Origin of the sequence: Asticcacaulis machinosus (assembly GCF_028550435.1) — a bacterium.
Classification (GTDB): domain Bacteria; phylum Pseudomonadota; class Alphaproteobacteria; order Caulobacterales; family Caulobacteraceae; genus Asticcacaulis; species Asticcacaulis machinosus.
Genome location: NZ_JAQQKV010000001.1, coordinates 359864 through 380765, shown reverse-complemented (window position 1 = coordinate 380765; position 20902 = coordinate 359864). Strand labels below are relative to the sequence as shown.

Here is a 20902-nt window from a genome sequence, read left to right as displayed (position 1 = left end):
TGAGCAGGATGTCACCATAGCTACAAGGTAAAAATCTTACTAGACGCCTTTAGGTAAGTATGAGGTAAAATGGGTTTTCTGAATTCCCTTTTAATGAAATTGCAGTCAGACCTCAGCCCCATTAAGCCTGCAAGCTATATCGATTTTTTATAAGAGCCTCGCCTACCATTAAGCTCATGCATCGTTTTTACATGCCAAAATCAGAAAGCGAAGCGCGGGCAATTCAAGAGAAGTTGCGCCGTGAAATTCGCTTGTTTGATGATTTTGACACTCTTGAAACCATAGCCGGCGTCGATGTTGGGTATGATATTGAAAACGGGCTGGCGCACGCATCAATCGTCACCATGTCGATCGAGGATCTAAGGCCTATCGAAGCTGTGGAAGCCTCTGTACCGGTTGATTTTCCTTATATACCGGGGTTGCTGGCGTTCAGGGAAATCCCCGCAGTCCTGGACGCACTGGATGGTCTGGTAACGCGTCCAGACCTGTTTATGGTGGATGGTCAGGGTATAGCTCATCCTCGCCGTATGGGCATTGCGGCGCATCTTGGTGTACTGCTGAATAAGCCCGCCATAGGTGTTGCCAAGTCACGCCTGACCGGGCGTTATGACATGCCGGGTCCACATAAGGGAGAGCAATCCGCTCTGATGGCCAGCGGTGAGCAGATTGGGGTGGTGCTGCGCAGTAAGGATGAGGTCAATCCCCTATTCATATCGCCGGGGCACCGATTAAGCATGAAAACGGCTGTCGACATTACGCTTAGATGTTTGACGCGCTTCAAACTGCCTGAACCGACGCGTCTTGCTGACAAACTCTCTAAGGTTCGCCCAACTAAGCAACCGTCACTACTAAGCGCCTGAAGCGGTGTCGTTGCGGCCATAAATGGGCAGTGACAATCGGTAGACAATAGCCAGACCTCGGATAATGAAGCCGGCCGCAAACGCTATAAGCACAGCAAACGGGCGATCGATATGCAGTACCATCGTCATTAAAACATAACTCAAAGCGCCAATGAGTGCCGCGGTTGCATAGATTTCCTGTTGCAGCACGAGGGATGTTTCCTGACATAAAACATCCCTTATGATTCCTCCGAAGGTGGCGGTCATTACACCCATGCCCACAGCCACAATCCCTGATGTGCCATTAGCAAGTGCAATTTCAGCCCCGACAACGGCGAACAAGGCCATACCCGCAGCATCTGCCCACAGGAGAAGCTTGTACCGAGGCTCAATCAGATGCGCGGCGAAATAGGTTGTAACGGCGCTTCCAATGCACAGCCAGAGGATGTGCGGCGCCCCTACCCATCCGATCGGACTAATACCCAATAACAGATCTCGCAGCGTGCCTCCGCCGACCGCCGTAACCGTTGCTATTAATATAAAGCTTATAATATCCAATCGTTTGCGTGCGGCAACTAAGGCACCACTTATGGCAAAAACTGCGGTGCCTAATAGGTTTAAACCGTGGATAAAGGGATCGATAAAGTTATCAAGCATAAAATATTTGAGGCTGATATAGGAAGGTACAGCCTCATATCAGATATACCGCCGTATTCCCAACGCTTCAGTTACTCATTTATCTGTTTCGTCTTGTGTGTCGCTTCTTTGGGTTGGGTTGTAAAGTCCTGTGATTGCTTTTGTGACGAAGCCTCTGCCATCTATACGCCCGCCATACTGTGCACATGGATCGGTATGCTTAGTATACTCACGCTTGGGCGGTAGTGGATCCGGGGACATAATGCGCGCTGCCTCATCAGCAAACGGTTCTGCAAATTGCAACGCATCGCCCAGACGTGACAAAGACGGTGTGTCAGTACCAATAGCCTGAGCTCTGCGCGCCCAGACTATAGCCGCTATTTGTGAGCCATCCTTAATCATTTCAGCTTCCGCGCCCAGCCCTCCCAGTGAGCCAGGTAACCTTAATCCAATAGGGCCCGGAATAAATTGACCTGCTACCGCGGCGGCACCAGAAGCCGCCGCTCCGGTTGGTTCAAACCAGGTAACTGCAGAATAGACCTCTGCAGAGCTTACATCTTTGTTTGAAACAATCTCATATCGTTCTGATAACTCGAAGCAAATTTGAGCTTCAATCTCATTCAAAACAATATTCCGCTCCTTATCAGATAAGCTGTAGCGCGTGTGCTGACCAATGGCCAATTTGGTCGGATGAATATAGACTTTTGATACTGTGTTCAGCAGCGGGATATTACGCTTTTCCTTGATTTGAGCGCGCCCTGCCTTACCTGGAGACAGATCTTGTGTGGCTGATAATGTGGTGTGAGTCGTGACGGGAGCACTCACACATCCGATCAATCCGAATGAACTTAAAACGGCTGGGAAGAGCAAAAATATTAAGCGCATTGGTCACCTTGTTGTCGTTACATAAGATATACGCGCGCATGAGCATTTCGGATGGTAAATTGTGCCTCCACGTTGCATGAAATTAAATATTTCAATTTTATTTAATCTGCGCTATGGGTTTGGGCAATGCAGGCGGTTTAAGCCTTAAAAAATGACAGGAGGAAAATATGGTTGAAATGTCGCGGCGCAGTCTTATTGCCGGTGCAGCAGGTGTCGCCTTGATGGCTTCGGCGTGCACGACCAAGGCGACGGCATTGCCTGCCAATGATTTCGTCACGGTTGAGGGGCTTCACTTCAAGCACAAAGGCCTGACATACCGTTTTGTGGGGGCCAATATTTGGTACGGTGCCTATTTGGGAGCACCCGCAGCGTTTGGTAACCGTGAGCGTTTGTTGAAAGAGTTAGATGATCTAAAAGGACTGGGTGTTACAAACCTGCGCGTTCTGGCTTCGTCTGAACTTTCGCTAATTAATAACTCACTGGATCCAGCTTTTAGTTCTAAAAACAAAGGCGTTTACAATCAAGATCTTCTGAACGGTCTTGATTTCCTCTTAGCTGAAATGGCTAAGCGTGACATGAAGGCTGTGCTTTACCTGACCAATTTTTGGGAATGGTCTGGCGGCATGATGGCGTATCTGGATTATACTACAGGTAAATTCATCAATAACGGCGACCCTAAATATCCCTGGCCGGCATTTGCAGATTACGCCTCACAATTCTACTCTGATAAGGTAGCCGTAGGGCTTTATCATGATTATGTGCGAATGCTGGTGTCGCGCACCAATTCAGTGACAAAAACAGCTTATATTGATGATCCGACCATTATGTCGTGGCAATTGTCAAACGAACCGCGGCCCGGTGGAGGGCCGGAAGTGGCGGCTAAAAATATGCCGGTTTATCTGCAATGGATAACCCAGACCACAAATTTGATCCGCAGCCTTGATAAAAACCATCTCGTTTCTTTAGGGCATGAGGGCTTGATGGGGGCCGTTGGTAATGAGCAATTTGTCATAGATGCTCATAAGGACATCGACTACCTGACGGCGCATATATGGCCTCAGAACTGGTCATGGGTCGACGGTAAGGATTTGCCGGGCACATTTGCGGCTGGTGAAGCCAAGGTTCGCAAATATATCGATGATCATATTGCTATGGCCGAAAAAATCAAAAAGCCGCTTGTGTTTGAAGAGTTCGGTTTCCCTCGTGATGATGTGGCCTATGAACCTGGTACGCCAACCATCTGGAAAGATAAGTTTTATAGCATGATCTATGATGCCGTTGAAACGGCTGTGAAAACGCAGGGGCCTGTTATGGGGTCGAATTTCTGGGCGTGGGGTGGCGCCGGACGCGCGCTGAATAAAGATTACCACATGCGACGTGGCGAAACGGCTTATGTAGGGGACCCGCCGCACGAACCTCAAGGATGGTATAGCGTATTCAACACTGATGCGAGCACGCAAGCGCTTATAAAAGCTCATGCCGAAGCCATCAAAGCTGTAAAATAAATGAAGCCGCGCCATAATGGCGCGGTTTTTATTTCACATGTGACGTGTTAAGTAGCCGCCACAAAAAGGCGGCATAGATGATAAAACCAGACCATCTGATTGATGCGCGCGGCTATCGCTGCCCCGTACCGACGCTTAAGCTTAGAAAATTCATGGAAACATTGCCTGCAGGAGCCAATGCGACCTTGTGGGCTGACGATCCTATGGCCATTGTTGATGTACCGCATTTTTGTATGAAAAATAATTACATAATTAAATCAACTCATAAATTAGATAAGTTTTGGGCGTTTGTAGTTGCCGCTCGCCAGAAAGATTAGGCCCTATCTTATAACCATAAGTTCTGTATAAGAATCAGTGAACTTGGTAATTTGCGTACAGATTCTGCAGAGGTTTAAAGTGACGCTGAATGCGCGCCTCCTCATCCTGAGCCGGAACGAAGACTGGCCTTCACGCCTTGGCGACGAGCTTGATCGTCTGGGGTGGCGCACCATTACGGCCACCCACGAACGTGCTGCCGCAGCCGCTATAGCCGATCTGCAGATTGAAGCTGTACTGATCGATGCTGATCATCCCGCAACATCTGCCGATTTGGTTTTTGATTTACGCAACGCTTGTCAGCCGCGCCGTCTGCCAATAATTTTGGTCAGTGATAATACACAATACGATGTCCCCGCAGGGTGGGACATGGTGTTCAATTCCAGCGCTCACCCCCATCAGATCATGCTCCGTCTGGAACATATGGTGCGGGCAAATGTGGCCGAAGAAGAATACGATCTGCGACGGGAAACCTTTACGGATTTAAAGATGCCGTCACTTGAATCTCTAGGTTTGGAAACAGGCTTACGCATCTTATCGGTGGGGGATCCTGATCCTGAATTCCTGGCGTTGATGAATACATTGCGCGGCTATGGCGCTGATGTTGTCGGGGCCTTTTCGAGTTACAGCGCCTTTGATTTCCTTCATGATGCAGAGTTTGACACGGTTGTTTTGTGGGGCGGCAAGACGCCCGCAGAAGCACTCGCAGTTGCGGCTGGCATGCGTCGCAATACACGGCTCTATCACACGCCTATTTTTTTGAGACTGCAAAAGACGGTCGAGATCGATATGGGGGACGCTTACTTGCGGGGTGTAAGCGACATATCCTTCCCGGAAACTCCTGAAACGGAAATAGCAGATCGCATTTTACGCCTGGCTAAAGCCTACAGACGCCAGTTTACCATCAGGAAAGCGCTCGAAAGTCTCCGGAACGGTCCAAAGATGGACAAGGGCACCGGCTTGTTCAGCCGTGACTTGTTCGCAGGGCATCTGGCTCGGCTGTCACGGGCGGCCTCTGAGCGAAACAGGCCTTTAAGTGTGTGCGTACTTAAAATCGCCGAAACGCCGGATATTACGGCAGCTCGATCGCGTAAAGCGCTGGAGCGAGCCATGCCGCAAATCGGCTCTATGATTTCCCGCCTTGTGCGAGCCGAAGATACGGCCGGGCGTTTATCACCAGAGGTTTTTGCGCTCGCCCTTCCCGCCACGACGTTTGCTGCTGCCCAAAGCGTCGGTGAACGTATTGCTGCCGTTATTGGATGCACAGCTTTTGAAGCCGGTAGCGGGAAATCTCCCTTCATCGTTGAATTTGATGTGGGGGTGGCTGAGCTGTTACCTAATGAGCCGGCTGCGGCGGCGCTTATGAGGGCCGCAGCCGCTGTCAATCAACGCCAGGAAGCCATTTAAGCGGCCAAACCGGCCAGTTCCTTCATTATCTTTTCCGCGGCTTGCAGTCGCGCGACCCCGGTGTCCCACTCACCCTTAACCAGTAATTTCTGATCTGGTCTTAACTTCCAGTCATTGGGGCGCGACTGGATAAGTTTGATAAGGCCCATCGGATTTTCAAATTGATCATTTCGGAACGTAATGACCCCGCCTTTTGGGCCTACATCTATTTTGGCTACATTGGCCTGGCGACATAGCCCTTTAATCCCGACAACTTTCAAGAGTTGCTCGGCTTCTTCCGGAATCGGGCCGAAGCGATCAATCAACTCAGCCGCCAACGCTTCGCGGTCCTCCAGCTTTTCTGCATCGGATACGCGCCGGTATAGGGACAGACGAATATTCAGATCAGGAATATAATTTTCAGGGATCATAATGGCGGCGCCAGCATTGATCTGTGGCGACCAGCCACGGGCATCGTTTGTGACCTCGCTTTTTGTTTTAAGCTCAGCCACTGCATCTTCCAGCATCTGCTGGTACAGCTCGACCCCGATCTCCCGAATGTGTCCAGATTGTTCGTTACCCAGCAAATTTCCGCCGCCACGTATATCCAGATCATGGCTGGCCAGTTGAAATCCTGCGCCTAAATTATCCAGTGATTGTAGAACCTTAAGGCGCTTTTCTGATGCGGTACTTAAGGGTTTATTCTGCTGCGTTGTAAGATAAGCATAGGCGCGGGTTTTAGATCTGCCGACGCGACCGCGTATCTGGTAAAGCTGCGCCAAACCAAACATATCAGCCCGGTGAACAATCAGAGTATTTGCGGTTGGAACATCCAGTCCTGATTCCACGATAGTGGTCGAAACCAGCACATCATATTGCCCTTCATAGAAGGCAGACATGACATCTTCGAGCTGGGTGGGTGACAATTGGCCATGACCGACTATGAATTTAATTTCCGGCACCTGCTCACGCAAAAACGCCTGAACGTCGACCAGATCACTCAATCTTGGCACGACATAGTAGGCCTGACCGCCACGGTATTTTTCACGTAATAAGGCTTCCCGGATTGAGACCTGATCGAATGGCAGCACGTAGGTGCGCACAGCCAATCTATCCACAGGCGGGGTGGCTATAATCGACATTTCCCGAATGCCGGACAGGGCCATTTGCAGAGTACGTGGGATGGGGGTTGCGGACAGAGATAACATATGAACATCGGACCGGAAGGATTTCAGCTTCTCTTTGTGCTTAACCCCAAAGTGTTGCTCTTCATCAACAATTACAATGCCTAAGTCTTTGAACTTAACTTGCTCTGACAAAAGGGCATGTGTGCCGATAACGATTTCGATCTCACCATTTTTAAGGCCTTCGCGTGTTTCATCAGCTTCTTTACGGGTCACCATCCTTGATAGATGGCGGACGCGGATAGGCCAGCCCTGAAAACGTTGCGTGAAGGTTTTATAATGCTGTCGCGCCAGGAGCGTGGTCGGACATACAATGGCCACCTGCTGCCCGGACATAGCCACGACGAAAGCCGCTCTGAGCGCAACCTCTGTTTTTCCAAAGCCGACATCGCCACAGATCAGCCGATCCATCGGCTGACCTTTGGCTAAGTCTTCCAGAACATCCGCAATCGCCCCCAGTTGATCTTCGGTTTCTTCGTATGGAAATTGAGCGCAGAATTCATCATAAAGACCTGATGGCGGGTCAATCTGGACCCCAACTTTGAGCGCACGAGCGGCGGCAAGCTGGATAAGGCCATCGGCCATTTCCCGTAGCCGATCCTTGGCTTTGGTTTTACGCGCCTGCCAACTTGCTGACCCTAAGCGGTCAAGCTGTGCACTGTCGCTATCAGCGCCATACCGTGTCAGAAGATCAATATTCTCTACCGGAAGATATAGTTTTGCATCGCTGGCATACTGCAACTCCAGACAGTCGTGAGGCGCATGATCAACCGTCAAAGTTTTTAAGCCATCATAGCGTCCGATACCATGTTCGATGTGAACCACCAGATCGCCTTGAGACAGGGCAGAAGCTTCGGCTAAAAAATTGTTTGCTCTTCGTCTTTTACGGGGACGAGCTAAACGATCACCTAAGATATCTGTTTCAGAAATGATAACCAGATTTTCAGTTTCAAAACCTTGATCGAGCGGCAAGACCGCCCTTTGTATGGGTTTCGCCTTGGTGCCCGCCACACCAAACGTCATAGCGTCAGCCCAGTTTAAGGCTTGTCTTATCGTCCCTAATCCATGATCACTCAATAGGGTTGATAGACGTTCCGATGAACCATCGGTCCAGGAGGCGAATATAACACGCTTGCCAGCTTTAGATTGCGATTTGGCGTGATCCGTGACGGAGGCAAACAGGTTTACACTGTCCTGGAGCCGTTCGGGCGCAAAACTCCGCCCTGCGCGGGCGCCCACATCAATAATGGCATCGCCATCGCGATATAAGGCTTCAAAGCGACGGATTCTGAAACGTTTCAGAGCACTTTTCCATTCGCGCTCATTTACATAAAGTTTTTCTGGAGGCAGTGCTCGGTAAGAACTGCCCCCTTTTTGCTCTGAGGCAGATTTACGGTTTTGATAGGCATCCTGAATAGTTGCCTGACGCTCTTCAAAAGCCGCGTCGGCCAGCGCATCCATAAAAATCAGCACATTAGAAGGCAGATAATCAAACACACTGTCGAGATGAGGATAAAATAGTGGCAGCATATGCTCCATACCCTGGCGGCGGACGCCATTTGATATAGCTGCATAAAGAGGATCGTCACCCGCTGCGCCAAAAGATTCGAGATACGCCTGTCGAAACCGCTTGATAGACTCTTCGTCCAGAAGGATTTCACTCACGGCCATAAAATCAAGGCTGTGAATGGTTTTCAATGAACGTTGGGTTTCGGGATCAAATGTCCTTAAAGATTCGAGGGTATCACCAAAAAAATCAAGACGCACCGGCTCGTCCTGGCTAGGCGAAAATACATCTATGATGCCCCCCCGAACGGCAAATTCGCCACGCTCGGACACGGTAGATACACGATTATACCCATTGCGAGAAAAATAAGCTTCGAGCCTAGTGGTGTCGATGCTTTGCCCCGGCCGTAGCGATAGAAAACTATCCTGGGTCGTTTGCCGAGGTGGGACTTTCTGAGTCATTGCGGCGGCCGTCGTCAAAATGACGACAGGCTTGGCGCGCTTTTCGGTATTAAGGCTTTGCAAACGTGTCAGGCCAGCCATGCGCTGGGCGATCAGGCCTCCCGATGGGCTTACGCGATCGTATGGCAGGCAATCCCAGGCTGGAAATTTAATAACATCAATATCCGGTGCGTAAAAATTCAGCTCTTCTGCGACGGCATTCATGCGCCCGTAATCACGAGCCATAAAAAGTCCAATACCGTCTGCCCTGACAATATCGGAGAGGATCAGACTATCAAAACCGGGGGGGCATCCGGTGAGTATTAGGTCGGGCAGGTCGCTCGAAATCCTGATTAAATCGGTCATACTTTTTTAAATTTTCGTATAAGCTTTTTTATAATAAACGTTGAGTTCATTCATGATTATAGATTGAAATTCATCCGGCGTGGGATCTCTTTTAATAATCCAGCCGTAAAGATCCTGATCTGGTACTTCCAATAGCACTTCGAATATATCGAGTTCCTCAATGGTCATCGTATCCAGGCGATCGTCTGCATAATTACCTAGTATAATATCCGCTTCCTTAAAGCCGCGGCGCCAGGCACGAAACGATAATTTACGTTGCCGCGCTAACCTGTCTTCGTCGTGCATGCTGGTCATGATGATTTGCTCCAGCCCTCTCATTAAGGGGGATAAGACGGATATAATATTGCTAGGGCGACTGTTCACGGACCCTGCCATCCGGCATGATCCCTTGTGATGCGCCCGGAGATTCTGTTTCCCTATTACACGTCTTTATCCGCCCTGAAAGGGGTTGGGCCTAAAATTGCGCCGCTTTTGATAAAGCATGTTGGCCCAACGGTACGGGATTTAGTATTTACTGTACCGTCAGGAGTTATTGAGCGCCCGGTGACAACTTTGGCTTCGGCCATTTCGGGCCTTACACAAACTGTTTTAGTCACGATTTCCGCTTACCCCACTAACCTTCGTGGCCCTCAGCGCATTGTAGCGACGGACGCAACCGGTGAACTTCATCTCATATTTTTCCATAAAATACGGGGTTTTGAAATCAAGCACCCAGTGGGTTCACAACGATGGGTAAGCGGTAAGATCGAAATCTTTAACGGCCTCTTACAAATGACTCACCCGGATTACGTGGTCGCAGAAAGCCACGGAGGTGATATTCCGCCGTTTGAGGCCGTCTATCCCGCCACGCAGTCATTGACGTCACGCACTATACGAAGATTTGTTCAAAGCGGGCTGACTACCCTGCCCAATCTGCCTGAATGGTTAGGTGAGGACCTGTTGCAAAGGGAAGGATGGCCTGCCTTTAACACAGCACTGCAGGGTGTACACATGCCTCAAGGTGTAACTGGGATACATCCGGGTCACATTTATCGTCGGCGTTTAGCTTATGATGAAGCGCTGGCACATCAATTGGCTCTGAAAAGTCGTAAAGCTAATCGCCAGGCTAGTCCGGCAATTAAAATATCCAGCAACATCTGGTCAGACAGGGCTCGTGACTCATTACCCTTCGCGTTTACAGGCGCGCAAAGTCGCGCGCTGGATGATGTTCGGCACGATCTTAATTCTGGTTACAGAATGAACCGCCTTATTCAGGGCGATGTCGGGTCAGGTAAAACGCTGGTGGCGCTCATGGCCATGCTTGACGTAGCAGAGGCGGGATTTCAGAGCGTGATGATGGCTCCAACCGAAATTCTGGTTCGGCAACATTATGAAAAAGCATTACCCATACTCGAAAGTTTGGGCGTCAATGCCATACTCATGACCGGGCGCGACAAAGGGCTTGTTCGTGAACAAAAGCGTGCAAATGTAGCGGCCGGTCTCGCATCGATTATATTTGGCACCCATGCCGTTTTTCAGGATGGGGTGGAGTTTAAATCGCTGCAACTGGCAGTCATCGACGAGCAACACAGGTTTGGGGTTGGTCAGCGACAAAAGCTTTTCCAAAAAGGCGACAGCGTTCATTATCTATCAATGTCAGCGACGCCAATACCGCGTACTTTGGCGCTAACAGTTTATGGTGAGGCTGACCTAAGCATACTGGATGAAAAGCCCCCTGGGCGGCAAGCTATCCACACGGCAGTTATCCCAAGAGCGCGCCTGAATGATGTCTTTAAACGACTGAAAACTGTTCTGTCGACGGGGGCTCAGGCCTATTGGGTGTGTCCTCTGGTTGAGGATACCGCCGAATCTGATCTGATGGCCGTTGAAGCACGGTACCGTGAATTGTCAGACGTACTCGGTGCGGAAGTTGGGCTCGTGCATGGTCGAATGCCGCCGGTTGATAAGGACACCGTGATTAGTCGCTTTGCACGTAACGAAATCAAATTGCTGTGCGCAACCACCGTAGTCGAGGTCGGGATAGACGTACCGAATGCCACCATCATCATCATTGAACAGGCAGAGCGTTTCGGATTGGCACAGCTTCATCAACTCCGCGGGCGGGTTGGGCGCGGTACAGATAAAAGTGCATGTATTCTTTTGTATGACATGCCTTTAAGCAAAAATGCTCAGGCTCGACTTGAACTATTACGCGACACTGAAGATGGTTTTTTAATCGCTGAGACAGATTGGAAATTACGAGGTGAAGGCGATATTCTTGGGGCTAAACAATCGGGCTTTCCAGAGTATCGCTTCGTAAATCCAGTCAGCCATGACGATTTAATTGCTATGGCATCCCGCGAAGCATCTTACCTTATCCAAAAGCATCACGATTTGCCTAGAGCACGGGTACACGCTCTTGATATTTTAAGAAACCTGTTTGATTGGAGGTTAGATGTACCTGATAAGGCAGATTAATCTGTTACAGTCTGGAATTTTTGAGCTTTCTGATTGTAGGGAAAACTATAAAGCCTATCCCGGAAATCAGTTTTAATATCGCCGTAAAAAAGATTGTAGCTATTTACCTTCATTCTGGAGATCCATGTGCCATCATCTTCGAAGGTTGGAGAGTTTGGGCGTGTGATATATAGCATTCCTCCGCGGCATTGTGCGCTCACCTTACGCGGCACAAGTGCCGGTGGCGTGTCCCACTCCAAACCCGTCGCATTTACGGCACCAAGGCTTTGACGTGCATCTACATCGCTTTCTGAGGTATCTCCGGTTAAGGGGTTGACGCACAGGGCTTTTTCTTTTCCTAGAGGCACAAGATTGAAATTTTCACTCCAGATAAGCGCTTTGCGTTCGGCCTGCAAAGCTTGATCAGGTCGACCGGCATCGACACTCATATAGGCCAGTACGCATCCCGTTTGTGAACGGCTACCACAGGCTTTCACCTCACCATTTTGATAGTCTGATGCAGGCACAATCGCTTCAAAAATATAAACGGCAATGAGCTGGGATGACAGATTTTTGTCAGGCAAGATCTTGGTTTTCAATAATCTATCAACGATCAGGCCACCCTGCTCTACACCTGCCAGCACCAGTCCACGATCCCCTCGCCTTTGACGTAGAAACGCCTCAAAGGCTTTTTCGACATCACCATAAGCAAATTGGCGCGCTTCGCGGGCATCTTCACGCCTGGTCAGCATACTATAGAGGCCGGCTTGACGGTAGCGCGGAGCGTACACATTGCCTTCCGTGGCAAAAGGTGCCGCGTAGTTAGGCAACTGCATCTGCAATATGTCATCGCTTGCCGCCTGGTCATCGATGGGGCCAAGCCATTCCTTCCCCACACTATAACTTGTCGCATGGACAAAAAAGACATCAGCTTTACGCGTTGATGCCGTGCGGGACAGGGATGGATTTAGATACCAACTTGATGGCTTAGCGTAGTCCGGGGCTGGGGGACGTTGATAGGTCTGAAATGGAACCTTGGGATCCATATTATGGCGTTTAATGTCGTCGCTAAACAGAATTAAGGCCAGCGCCAACACGCCCGCCACAGATATCAGTGATATCACACCCAGATTATGTTTTAGAAAAACTGGCTTTGCCATGAGCGCGTGGTTAACCTTAAAAACGATTGGCAAATGATCATATAAGCTCACATAACCCTGACAAGACACCTCCGGTTTCACATAATGACAGAAAGCCAATGCTACTGAGAGCGTTTATAGCTTTCTTTGGGCCATCGCTTGTGCGCCCAAAACCATTCTTCTGGGCGTTTGATCACACAGTCTTCAACGAATTTACTGACCTTACACACGGTAGTTTCAATATCAGCACTCCGATTACCCGTATCATCTACAGTAATGGGAGGGTGAACAATGACCCGAAATCTGGCTTTGTGTGTCCGTTCGACTGACATAGGCTGAAGGACAGTACCAAAACGCATGGCCAGTCGTGTAGGACCAGGTGCCGTATAAACAATGCTGTCAAAAAAGGGCGTAGGCACGCCTTTGTTAAATTTCTGATCATTCATAAGGGCAACAGATTCGCCCTTATTCATAGCCAGAAGCAGATCTTTAGCTCCGTCCCCACCTTTGGGAGCGAACAGTCGCACTCCATAGCGAAAACGGCCAGCTTTGATGCGCTTATCAACATACGGATTATTTGCCGCGCGATAAGTCATAAGGCAGGTGACGTTAAAATCGACTATGGTTGAGGGCATGATTTCCCAGTTGGCAAGATGCCCTGAGATAAATACGACCGGACTGGAAGCGTGCGCCAAGGCTTCAAGTCGTTCGCCCCCTATGACCTCAACCCGACCGTTGGCGATCCTGATCTTATCCATAATGGGAAATTCAGCGAAGGTGCGCCCCAGATTGTCCCATTGTTCTGTTATGACGCGTTTTTTCCAAGCTTTATCCTTATCCGGGAAGGCGATATCGATATTGCGCTGAACGGTATTTTGAACGTTTGTTAAGGGCCCCATTGTCCTCAGCATCCAACCACCAAGATCAGAGGCTGTATCAATTGGCAGGGCCCTTATAACGGCCACAAACAGGTCATAAAAGATAGCTTCTATACGCCAGCTTAAATCCTGAAAAAACGAATATTTTTTAACGGCCATGTGCGATTAATTCAGACTGAAGTTTAAGCAAGAACGTGTTCAAGAGCTCTCAACTTCGATTTGGCAATGGCGTCAAATTCTAAAAGTTCCGCCACAAGGATTTCGAACTGGCTAAGCGGAACCATATTGGGACCATCAGAGGGAGCGTTGTCGGGATCTTCGTGTGTCTCGATGAAAACGCCAGATACGCCTACTGCGACCGCAGCCCGAGCCAGAACCTGCACAAATTCACGCTGCCCGCCGGAGGACGTGCCTTGCCCGCCAGGCTGTTGGACAGAGTGGGTGGCATCGAAAATTACCGGGCAGCCAATCTGGGCCATTATTGGCAACCCGCGCATATCAGATACAAGCGTGTTATAACCGAACGATGTGCCGCGCTCACATGCCATAGCGTTAGGATTGCCAGCGCCATTGATCTTGGCGATCACATTTTTCATGTCCCAAGGCGCCAAAAACTGACCTTTTTTGACATTTATCGCACGTCCTGTGTTTGCCGCTGCGATCAAAAGGTCGGTCTGACGGCACAGAAACGCCGGGATCTGAATGACGTCAATGACATCCTTGATGATATCGCAGTGAGCTGATTCATGAACATCTGTCAGGGTAGGAAGCCCTGTGGTTTCACGAATTTCCTGAAAAATTTCCAGGGACTTCTCCATGCCAATGCCGCGTTGCGCAATGGCAGAAGTGCGGTTGGCCTTATCGTAAGAGGTTTTATAAATCAGGCCTATATCGAGACGATCAGCAATCTCTTTTAGCTGCTGAGCCGTTTCTAAAGCGTGTTGCCGGCTTTGCATCTGGCACGGGCCAGCGATGATGGCAATTTTATGAGAACCGCCAATGGCTACGGGTTTGCCCCAAGGGGTTTTGACAGTGATGACCGCATTCGGCTGAACCAAGGCTCAAAGCTCCTGAAATTAGATAGATGCCACAGATCCCTGGTGGCGATTTCGACGTATCAAATGGTTGTTGCCTGTCGCATTGGCAAGCGCTTTCTGAGAATATCCCATCTATGATGCAAAAACAGCCAAATAATGACACTGAAATGCCTGCGGCCTGCATGATCTGGTTTCGGTTTGATCTTAGAATAGATGACCACGACGGTGTGAGCGCTGCACTGGTTTCAGGGCTTCCGATCATTCCTGTTTATATTTTTGATGAAAATTCAAGCACACGCCCTTTGGGGGCGGCGTCTAAGTGGTGGTTACATCATTCACTTAAAGCGCTTGATAAATCACTTCGTAAGCTTGGGACGCGACTAATTATTCGTTGCGGTGATTCTCAAAGTGAGCTTCGTGATTTATGTATAAAATATAACGTTAAAACAATTATTTATTCTCATACTTTTGATCCCAAAAGTGAAAAATTGGATGCTGAAATTGCCCGTGATTTTCACTCGGCAGGCATCTCACTTAAAGGTTTCAACACCAGTTTTCTGTGCCTACCTAACCAGGTGCGCACAAAATCGGGTGATCCGTTTCGTATGTTTACCCCCTTCTACCGGGCCATGGTGGCGGAAGGGTTTTGCGATGCGAATATTTTTGACGCACCCAACTTTAAATGGCCCGTCCCTAAAGTCTGGCCACAGTCTCAGTCGATCGAGTCTTTAGGGCTTAACAATACGGTTACTGTATCAGGCAAGAACTGGGCGCAAGGATTTCATGTTTGGGCGCCCGGAGAACTGGGGGCACGTCAAAGGCTGGATATTTACGTTGAAAATAGCCTTAAGCTTTATGCCGACTACCGTGACAGGCCGGATATCGAGGCAACGTCAAAACTATCGCCCCATTTAAGGTTTGGGGAGATAAGCCCTCACCGAATTCTTCATGAACTTGATAAAGCTCTGTTCCATTATCCTGACTTGCAGGGCCCGGTGGAAAAGTTTCGTTCCGAATTAGCATGGCGTGAATTTTCTTATGGCCTTTTGGCTCAGCAGCCACGGCTTAATGAAGAAAATTTCAAATCGGGATATGACAGCATAAAATGGCATAATAATTCATCCGATTTCAAAGCCTGGAAGGCAGGCCTGACCGGCTACACCTTGGTCGATGCCGGCATGCGGGAACTGTGGCAGACAGGGTTTATGCACAACCGTGTTCGCATGGTTGCCGCATCCTTCCTGATTAAACATCTCCTTGTAGATTGGCGGTGGGGCGAAGCGTGGTTCTGGGATTGTTTAGTCGATGCGGATCCAGCCAATAATGCGGCAAGTTGGCAATGGGTGGCTGGATCGGGCGCTGACGCTTCGCCTTATTTTCGCATATTTAACCCGATTACTCAGGCCGAAAAGTTTGACCCTAAAGGGCTATATCGGAATAAATATATACAGGGCTTTACCACATTATCCACAAAGGATAATCACATCAAAAGTGAGGCAGATTTATTTGATAATATAGGTAAATACGGAAATAATTCTCATTATCCACAGCCTATTATAGATCATAGTTTTGCCCGTCAGAGGGCTTTGACCGCTTTTGATGACCGGGATAGTGAGTTATGAAACCAGAGCATGTTTACCAGATTCATTTGCAGGAGCGCTTATGACGTCGTCCCAGATCGATGTTGAAGAACTGAATGGATTGTTAGGCAAGGGCTCTGTCAAAATCCTTGATGGTAGCTGGGACTTGGGCGGAGCGGACATGAAAACCGCTTTTCGGAAGGCGCATATCCCAACGGCTCAGTTTTTTGATCTTGATGCCGTAAGTGATCATAGTATTGATCTGCCGCATATGGCGCCTTCGCCGGCGCAGTTTGCTGAAGCCGTGGGAAAATTAGGAATATCTGAAAGCGATCATGTCGTTATTTATGATCAGCAAGGGCTGTTTTCGGCCGCCAGAATTTGGTGGACGTTTAAGCTTATGGGGCATCATAAAGTTCAAATTTTAAAAGGTGGCTTGCCGGCGTGGCGTGGGTTATCGGCTCCGCTCACTGATGAGATTTCAGCGCCGACTTTTAAGTCTTATAAGGCAAATTATAATGCTGATTTAATTGTGAAAATTTATGATCTATCGGCGCAAATAGGCATAAATGGCTTTATGATCTTTGATGCCCGATCACGAGCACGGTTTCATGGCGCCGCACCTGAGCCTCGCCCTGGTCTCATAAGCGGGCATATACCACAAAGTCACAGCCTGCCCTTTGATCAATTGCTCGAAAATGGGCAATTAAGGCCGGTCAGTGATTTGAAATCGATATTCGATCATATGGGACTTACGCCCGATCAAACGGCCGTAACCACCTGCGGATCGGGTGTAACGGCAGCTATTATAGCCCTGGCCCTTCATGAAATTGGCCATAAGCATATCAAACTTTATGACGGTTCATGGGCAGAGTGGGGACAGCCGCATCTGAACATGCCGGTCAATATCTGATTACCGCGCTGGCGGCGCATATATCAGGCCAGGTCTTGGGCTATTCCATTGGGCGTTCAAGCCTCGATCCAGATTTAATGGTGATTGACTGCCGACATTGCGGTCAAATATCTCACCGTAGTTCCCTACCCGCTTAATGGCGTTATAGGCCCATTTAGCATTTAGGCCCATATCTTTCCCAAGGTTGCTATCGGCCCCCAACAGTCTACGGACTTCAGAGTTTGGGGAAGATTTCATACTGTCGTCAATGTTTTTAGATGTGACGCCATATTCTTCGGCCAGAATTAGCGCGTTCAGCGTCCAACGTACAATATTGTCCCATTGCGCATCCCCTTCGCGCAACACAGGGCCGAGCGGTTCTTTAGATATAACGTCAGGCAGAATGACATGATTTTGAGGGTCATTAAGGGTGGTGCGCGCCGCCGCCAAGGCAGAAATATCTGAACTAAAAGCGTCGCAGCTTTCGTTGGCGTATTTGGCGCGTGCTTCATCCTCTGTGGCGACCACGATGGGGGTATATTTAATGGCTTTGATGCGGAAATAGTCAGCCAGGTTTAGTTCTGTTGTGGAGCCACTTTGAACGCAAATACGGGCCCCGTTCAGTTCCGTTGCACTATTCAACCGCAAGCTACGGCGTACAAGAAATCCTTGTCCATCATAGTAGTTTGTTCCGCCAAAATTTAACCCTTCGGTCGTATCGCGTGACATCGTCCACGAAGAGTTTCGCCACAAAACATCTATCTGCCCGCGCCTCAAAGCACCGAAGCGATTATCAGTTTCAAGCGGGATAAAGTTCACTTTTGCCGGATCGTCGAAAATAGCCGCCGCCATTGCCCTGCAAAAGTCGACATCGAACCCCTTCCATTCACCGCGGTTGTCACGATAGGAAAAACCGACAAGGCCCGGATGGACGCCGCAATTTAAATGGCCACGTTCCTGCACAGATTTTAGAGTAGCGCCATAATTGTTGCGAATCGTATTGGCCTTACCCTCATTCACATTCGCCTTCAGTTCGGCGGAAGGTGCATCGTCACCGGACGTCCGAGGGGAACAGGCACTTATGGTCACAACAGCCATCATGGCCGTTAACAGGTATCTTGATCCATTGTCGAGAACATGCCGAAGCGGCATTGACACACCTTGAGCCAAAGACGGGATTATTGAAATCATAGGCCGGTTCCTAGGCCCGGTCAAAGCTAAATGGGAAGATTAGTTACAATATAGCCCAATAAGGCCCATTGGCGACCCCGGCAGGATTCGAACCTGCGACCGTCCGCTTAGAAGGCGGATGCTCTATCCAGCTGAGCTACGGAGTCGTTTTGGCTATTAAATGCCTAGTGCGTCCAGGACTGCCTGCGATTGTAGGCAAAGTTGTCCGCATAAGCTTTAATGATCTTGGGCGGAACTTCAGGCTCGATCAGGCGAAAGGCAATGCCATGATGTTCGGCATAATTGATAGCCTGATCCTTGGTTTCAAACGTCAGGCGAATCTGGGCGCGCGTATCGGAGGAACTGATCCAGCCCATAAGGGGATCCGGATGGCGTGCTGACGCCGGCTCAAATTCAAGCACCCAATCTTGCGTTTTGGCCTTACCCGATTGCATGGCTGTTTTTGCGGGTTTGAAAATGCGCGCGAACATAAACACGTCTCCTATACAGATTCATAGAATCTGTCCTGGCTCCTAGAGGCTAGTTACTATCAAAGCATTGTAAATGCAAACAGCGCCTGAAAATTGGCCCCCAAAAACAGATACTAAAAAAGCGACCCTTTCGGATCGCTTTTTTAAATGGTCGGGGTGAGAGGATTCGAACCTCCGGCCTCCTCGTCCCGAACGAGGCGCGCTACCAGGCTGCGCCACACCCCGACGCTTTAGGAAGCGGTTGTTTAATAGGCCACAATTCTTTTGACAAGCCCCATCGAATTAATTTCTGTGAGGGCAGATATTTTTCGGGGGAAAGTGTTCATCATCGCAATCATTAAAAAAGCGACCCTTGCGGATCGCTTTTTTAATGGTCGGGGCGAGAGGATTCGAACCTCCGACCTGCTGCACCCAAAACAGCTGCGCTACCAGGCTGCGCTACACCCCGATGCCTTTACAGACATCTCTCCGTGAAGAGGCGCGCTTATTGCCACTTAAGACATGTGGCTGCAAGCCCTATTCCTCAATGATATGCAGTTTTATGGCTTGGAACCGAAAAAAGGGTGCATAACCTGATCTCCAACCTTTATACCCAGTTTGTCAGCAAGCCCCCCCTGAATTTCAAGCACCCCTTTGGCTGGCGCGAATGATGGTAACGGGGTTTCGTCAAACGGTTGTGCCTGCTTTTGAATGGACACAATCCGGCCCTCTGAGGAAATATAAATAATATCAAGAGGAATGACGGTGTTCTTCATCCAGAAGGCACGCTCAGATATATCCGGAAACTCAAACAGCATCCCCTGTGTTTCCGGCAGATTTTTACGATACATCAGACCCTGCTCGCGCTCAGAAAAGTCATCGGCGATTTCAACCCGGAATTCATGCGCGGCGTTCGGCGTTTTTACCGTTAATGGCTCAAGTGCCGAATAGGGCTTTATCTGAGCATTGTCAGCAAGCGGTTTTGCACATGCGCTAAGACCGGCGAACGCCACCACCACAGACAGCATAACTGCGGTCAGGGCTGATGCCGCAGAGCTAGTTTTTAGATGAAGATGCGGCATAAAAAATACCTTCCTGAATTATTCAGGAAGGTATGACATAGAGCCTCACATATGACCAGAGCAACCCGGCCACAACACAATCAGGCAAAGGCCTTAGGCTGAACCTCAGTTACCACCAGCCCTTTAGGCCCCTCACCAAATCTCACCATGATGATTTCGCCCTGTTGAACATCTTCGAGCCCAAACCGGCGCAGTGTTTCAATGTGGATAAAGATATCTGTCGGATCGTTTCCACGAACCACAAAGCCGTACCCTTTTGTTCGGTTAAACCACTTGATAGTGGCCGCTTCGAGGTCACCTACGGCAATGGAGCTTACGACCGCGCTGGAGTGCAGCTTGGTATCGCCGGACGGTACGCGCATCGGCGCACCCGTTCCCTGATCGGTCAGATCGTCTATCTGAATGACCTGCCAGCCCTTAGCACGCTTGGCGATTTTGCAAGTAATTTCAGCGCCTTCAGAAGCCGTATCACGACCAATATCGCGAAGGCTTGAAATATGCAGCAAAACATCGCGCATATTGGTCAGGGATGAATCTTGAGGCACGATAAACCCGTAACCCTTGGTTGTATCAAACCATTTAACTTGGCCTTTAATGTCGACCAGTGGTTCCGCCTCACCCCGATTATTCAATTCGTACAAACTCATAATCCCTCACCACGCACATAAAACTAATGCGACATCATTATTAATAACACGGATATCCCAAAAAGGGGAGGCATTTCTGACAAGTTTTCTCAAAAAATGCGAAGAATCCCCCTCCGACAACCCCCGGTAATCTTATGCAGTCATAATCGTGACTACGGCCAATCCGGTCATAAATATATATGAAATTTGGGTGTTATGTCAGTCTTGTTTCAAAACCTTTACGATAGTGGCCTAAAATCAACACTATCATTCGGTTGTAAAGACAAGCTAAGCGCACTGGCAGTCCCTAGGGGAGTCGAACCCCTCTCTTCAGGTTGAAAACCTGACGTCCTAACCGATAGACGAAGGGACCGCATTAAGCGCTTGGTAAGAGCCGTTAGGCGTCATTCTCTTGGCAGTCCCTAGGGGAGTCGAACCCCTCTCTTCAGGTTGAAAACCTGACGTCCTAACCGATAGACGAAGGGACCGCATCAAGAGGTGCGCTAGATAGCCTTACAAAATAAACGAT

Annotated in this window: 18 protein-coding genes and 5 tRNA genes; 7 read left to right on the top strand and 16 right to left on the bottom strand. The window is 49.3% G+C overall.

Annotated elements, in window-relative coordinates:
* The first annotated feature begins 191 nt into the window (after window positions 1-191).
* The gene (gene nfi / locus PQU98_RS01815) at window positions 192-860 is read left to right on the top strand and encodes a deoxyribonuclease V (protein ID WP_272743165.1); all 669 of its coding nucleotides are present in this window, start codon (window positions 192-194) and stop codon (window positions 858-860) included.
* On the opposite strand, the gene PQU98_RS01810 is transcribed toward nfi, so the two are convergent.
* Both PQU98_RS01810 and PQU98_RS01805 read right to left on the bottom strand, forming a co-directional pair.
* Window positions 849-1496, bottom strand: coding sequence for a trimeric intracellular cation channel family protein (locus PQU98_RS01810; protein WP_272743164.1), 648 nt, complete (start codon window positions 1494-1496; stop codon window positions 849-851). The genes nfi and PQU98_RS01810 overlap by 12 nt on opposite strands.
* A 75-nt stretch (window positions 1497-1571) precedes the next feature.
* Window positions 1572-2360, bottom strand: coding sequence for a DUF3313 family protein (locus PQU98_RS01805; RefSeq protein WP_272743163.1), 789 nt, complete (start codon window positions 2358-2360; stop codon window positions 1572-1574).
* A gap of 167 nt (window positions 2361-2527) precedes the next feature.
* Between PQU98_RS01805 and PQU98_RS01800 the strand changes: the two genes are divergently transcribed.
* From PQU98_RS01800 to PQU98_RS01790, 3 genes are all read left to right on the top strand, one after another.
* Complete coding sequence (locus PQU98_RS01800; RefSeq protein WP_272743162.1) at window positions 2528-3865, top strand: glycoside hydrolase 5 family protein; 1338 nt, start codon at window positions 2528-2530, stop codon at window positions 3863-3865.
* 77 nt (window positions 3866-3942) lie between these two features.
* Entirely contained in the window at window positions 3943-4182 is a 240-nt protein-coding gene (locus tag PQU98_RS01795) for a sulfurtransferase TusA family protein (RefSeq protein ID WP_272743161.1), read from the top strand.
* A gap of 37 nt (window positions 4183-4219) precedes the next feature.
* A complete protein-coding gene (locus tag PQU98_RS01790) occupies window positions 4220-5587 on the top strand; it encodes a diguanylate cyclase domain-containing protein (protein WP_368408127.1) in 1368 nt (455 codons plus the stop codon).
* Here the strand turns inward: PQU98_RS01790 and mfd are convergent.
* Window positions 5584-9063, bottom strand: a complete 3480-nt coding sequence (mfd, locus tag PQU98_RS01785; RefSeq protein WP_272743160.1) for a transcription-repair coupling factor — start codon at window positions 9061-9063, stop codon at window positions 5584-5586. The two genes, PQU98_RS01790 and mfd, sit on opposite strands and share 4 nt — an antisense overlap.
* A gap of 6 nt (window positions 9064-9069) precedes the next feature.
* Window positions 9070-9357 carry an FAD assembly factor SdhE gene (locus PQU98_RS01780; RefSeq protein ID WP_272743159.1) on the bottom strand — a complete coding sequence of 96 codons (288 nt, stop codon included), beginning with the start codon at window positions 9355-9357 and terminating at the stop codon, window positions 9070-9072.
* Window positions 9358-9456: 99 nt separating this feature from the next.
* On the opposite strand from PQU98_RS01780, the gene recG reads away from it, so the two are divergent.
* A complete protein-coding gene (gene recG, locus PQU98_RS01775; RefSeq protein WP_272743158.1) occupies window positions 9457-11520 on the top strand; it encodes an ATP-dependent DNA helicase RecG in 2064 nt (687 codons plus the stop codon).
* Here recG and PQU98_RS01770 read toward each other — a convergent pair.
* The 3 genes from PQU98_RS01770 to kdsA form a co-directional block, all read right to left on the bottom strand.
* Window positions 11517-12659 carry a DUF3089 domain-containing protein gene (locus tag PQU98_RS01770; RefSeq protein ID WP_272743157.1) on the bottom strand — a complete coding sequence of 381 codons (1143 nt, stop codon included), beginning with the start codon at window positions 12657-12659 and terminating at the stop codon, window positions 11517-11519. The genes recG and PQU98_RS01770 overlap by 4 nt on opposite strands.
* Window positions 12660-12760: 101 nt before the next feature.
* Complete coding sequence (locus PQU98_RS01765; protein ID WP_272743156.1) at window positions 12761-13675, bottom strand: lysophospholipid acyltransferase family protein; 915 nt, start codon at window positions 13673-13675, stop codon at window positions 12761-12763.
* A gap of 23 nt (window positions 13676-13698) precedes the next feature.
* Entirely contained in the window at window positions 13699-14574 is an 876-nt protein-coding gene (kdsA, locus tag PQU98_RS01760) for a 3-deoxy-8-phosphooctulonate synthase (RefSeq protein WP_272743155.1), read from the bottom strand.
* 26 nt (window positions 14575-14600) lie between these two features.
* On the opposite strand from kdsA, the gene PQU98_RS01755 reads away from it, so the two are divergent.
* The gene (locus PQU98_RS01755) at window positions 14601-16175 is read left to right on the top strand and encodes a cryptochrome/photolyase family protein (RefSeq protein ID WP_272743154.1); all 1575 of its coding nucleotides are present in this window, start codon (window positions 14601-14603) and stop codon (window positions 16173-16175) included.
* A gap of 40 nt (window positions 16176-16215) precedes the next feature.
* The gene (locus PQU98_RS01750) at window positions 16216-17046 is read left to right on the top strand and encodes a sulfurtransferase (RefSeq protein ID WP_272743153.1); all 831 of its coding nucleotides are present in this window, start codon (window positions 16216-16218) and stop codon (window positions 17044-17046) included.
* On the opposite strand, the gene PQU98_RS01745 is transcribed toward PQU98_RS01750, so the two are convergent.
* The 9 genes from PQU98_RS01745 to PQU98_RS01705 form a co-directional block, all read right to left on the bottom strand.
* Window positions 17047-18216: an amino acid ABC transporter substrate-binding protein gene (locus PQU98_RS01745; RefSeq protein WP_272743152.1), complete on the bottom strand. Its 1170-nt coding sequence runs from the start codon at window positions 18214-18216 to the stop codon at window positions 17047-17049.
* Window positions 18217-18285: 69 nt separating this feature from the next.
* Window positions 18286-18362 (bottom strand) — tRNA-Arg (locus PQU98_RS01740).
* Between the two features lie 18 nt (window positions 18363-18380).
* Window positions 18381-18686, bottom strand: a complete 306-nt coding sequence (locus tag PQU98_RS01735) for an ETC complex I subunit (RefSeq protein WP_272743151.1) — start codon at window positions 18684-18686, stop codon at window positions 18381-18383.
* A gap of 148 nt (window positions 18687-18834) precedes the next feature.
* Window positions 18835-18911, bottom strand: a tRNA-Pro gene (locus PQU98_RS01730).
* A 146-nt stretch (window positions 18912-19057) separates the two neighbouring features.
* Window positions 19058-19134 (bottom strand) — tRNA-Pro (locus tag PQU98_RS01725).
* A gap of 91 nt (window positions 19135-19225) precedes the next feature.
* Window positions 19226-19693 (bottom strand): DUF192 domain-containing protein, encoded by a 468-nt coding sequence (locus PQU98_RS01720; RefSeq protein ID WP_272743150.1) that lies wholly within the window; start codon window positions 19691-19693, stop codon window positions 19226-19228.
* 134 nt (window positions 19694-19827) lie between these two features.
* Entirely contained in the window at window positions 19828-20394 is a 567-nt protein-coding gene (locus PQU98_RS01715) for a cold-shock protein (protein ID WP_272743149.1), read from the bottom strand.
* A 277-nt stretch (window positions 20395-20671) separates the two neighbouring features.
* Window positions 20672-20746, bottom strand: a tRNA-Glu gene (locus tag PQU98_RS01710).
* A gap of 40 nt (window positions 20747-20786) precedes the next feature.
* Window positions 20787-20861 (bottom strand) — tRNA-Glu (locus PQU98_RS01705).
* Between the last annotated feature and the right edge of the window lie 41 nt (window positions 20862-20902).

Coding starts and splice junctions, on each gene's coding strand:
- PQU98_RS01750 (WP_272743153.1), top strand. CDS start 16,216: ATGACGTCGTCCCAGATCGATGTTGAAGAACTGAATGGATTGTTAGGC.
- PQU98_RS01745 (WP_272743152.1), bottom strand. CDS start 18,216: ATGATTTCAATAATCCCGTCTTTGGCTCAAGGTGTGTCAATGCCGCTT.
- PQU98_RS01810 (WP_272743164.1), bottom strand. CDS start 1,496: ATGCTTGATAACTTTATCGATCCCTTTATCCACGGTTTAAACCTATTA.
- PQU98_RS01765 (WP_272743156.1), bottom strand. CDS start 13,675: ATGGCCGTTAAAAAATATTCGTTTTTTCAGGATTTAAGCTGGCGTATA.
- PQU98_RS01755 (WP_272743154.1), top strand. CDS start 14,601: ATGCCACAGATCCCTGGTGGCGATTTCGACGTATCAAATGGTTGTTGC.
- PQU98_RS01780 (WP_272743159.1), bottom strand. CDS start 9,357: ATGACCAGCATGCACGACGAAGACAGGTTAGCGCGGCAACGTAAATTA.
- mfd (WP_272743160.1), bottom strand. CDS start 9,063: ATGACCGATTTAATCAGGATTTCGAGCGACCTGCCCGACCTAATACTC.
- nfi (WP_272743165.1), top strand. CDS start 192: ATGCCAAAATCAGAAAGCGAAGCGCGGGCAATTCAAGAGAAGTTGCGC.
- PQU98_RS01720 (WP_272743150.1), bottom strand. CDS start 19,693: ATGCTGTCTGTGGTGGTGGCGTTCGCCGGTCTTAGCGCATGTGCAAAA.
- PQU98_RS01805 (WP_272743163.1), bottom strand. CDS start 2,360: ATGCGCTTAATATTTTTGCTCTTCCCAGCCGTTTTAAGTTCATTCGGA.
- PQU98_RS01715 (WP_272743149.1), bottom strand. CDS start 20,394: ATGAGTTTGTACGAATTGAATAATCGGGGTGAGGCGGAACCACTGGTC.
- PQU98_RS01795 (WP_272743161.1), top strand. CDS start 3,943: ATGATAAAACCAGACCATCTGATTGATGCGCGCGGCTATCGCTGCCCC.
- PQU98_RS01800 (WP_272743162.1), top strand. CDS start 2,528: ATGGTTGAAATGTCGCGGCGCAGTCTTATTGCCGGTGCAGCAGGTGTC.
- PQU98_RS01735 (WP_272743151.1), bottom strand. CDS start 18,686: ATGTTCGCGCGCATTTTCAAACCCGCAAAAACAGCCATGCAATCGGGT.
- PQU98_RS01770 (WP_272743157.1), bottom strand. CDS start 12,659: ATGGCAAAGCCAGTTTTTCTAAAACATAATCTGGGTGTGATATCACTG.
- recG (WP_272743158.1), top strand. CDS start 9,457: ATGCGCCCGGAGATTCTGTTTCCCTATTACACGTCTTTATCCGCCCTG.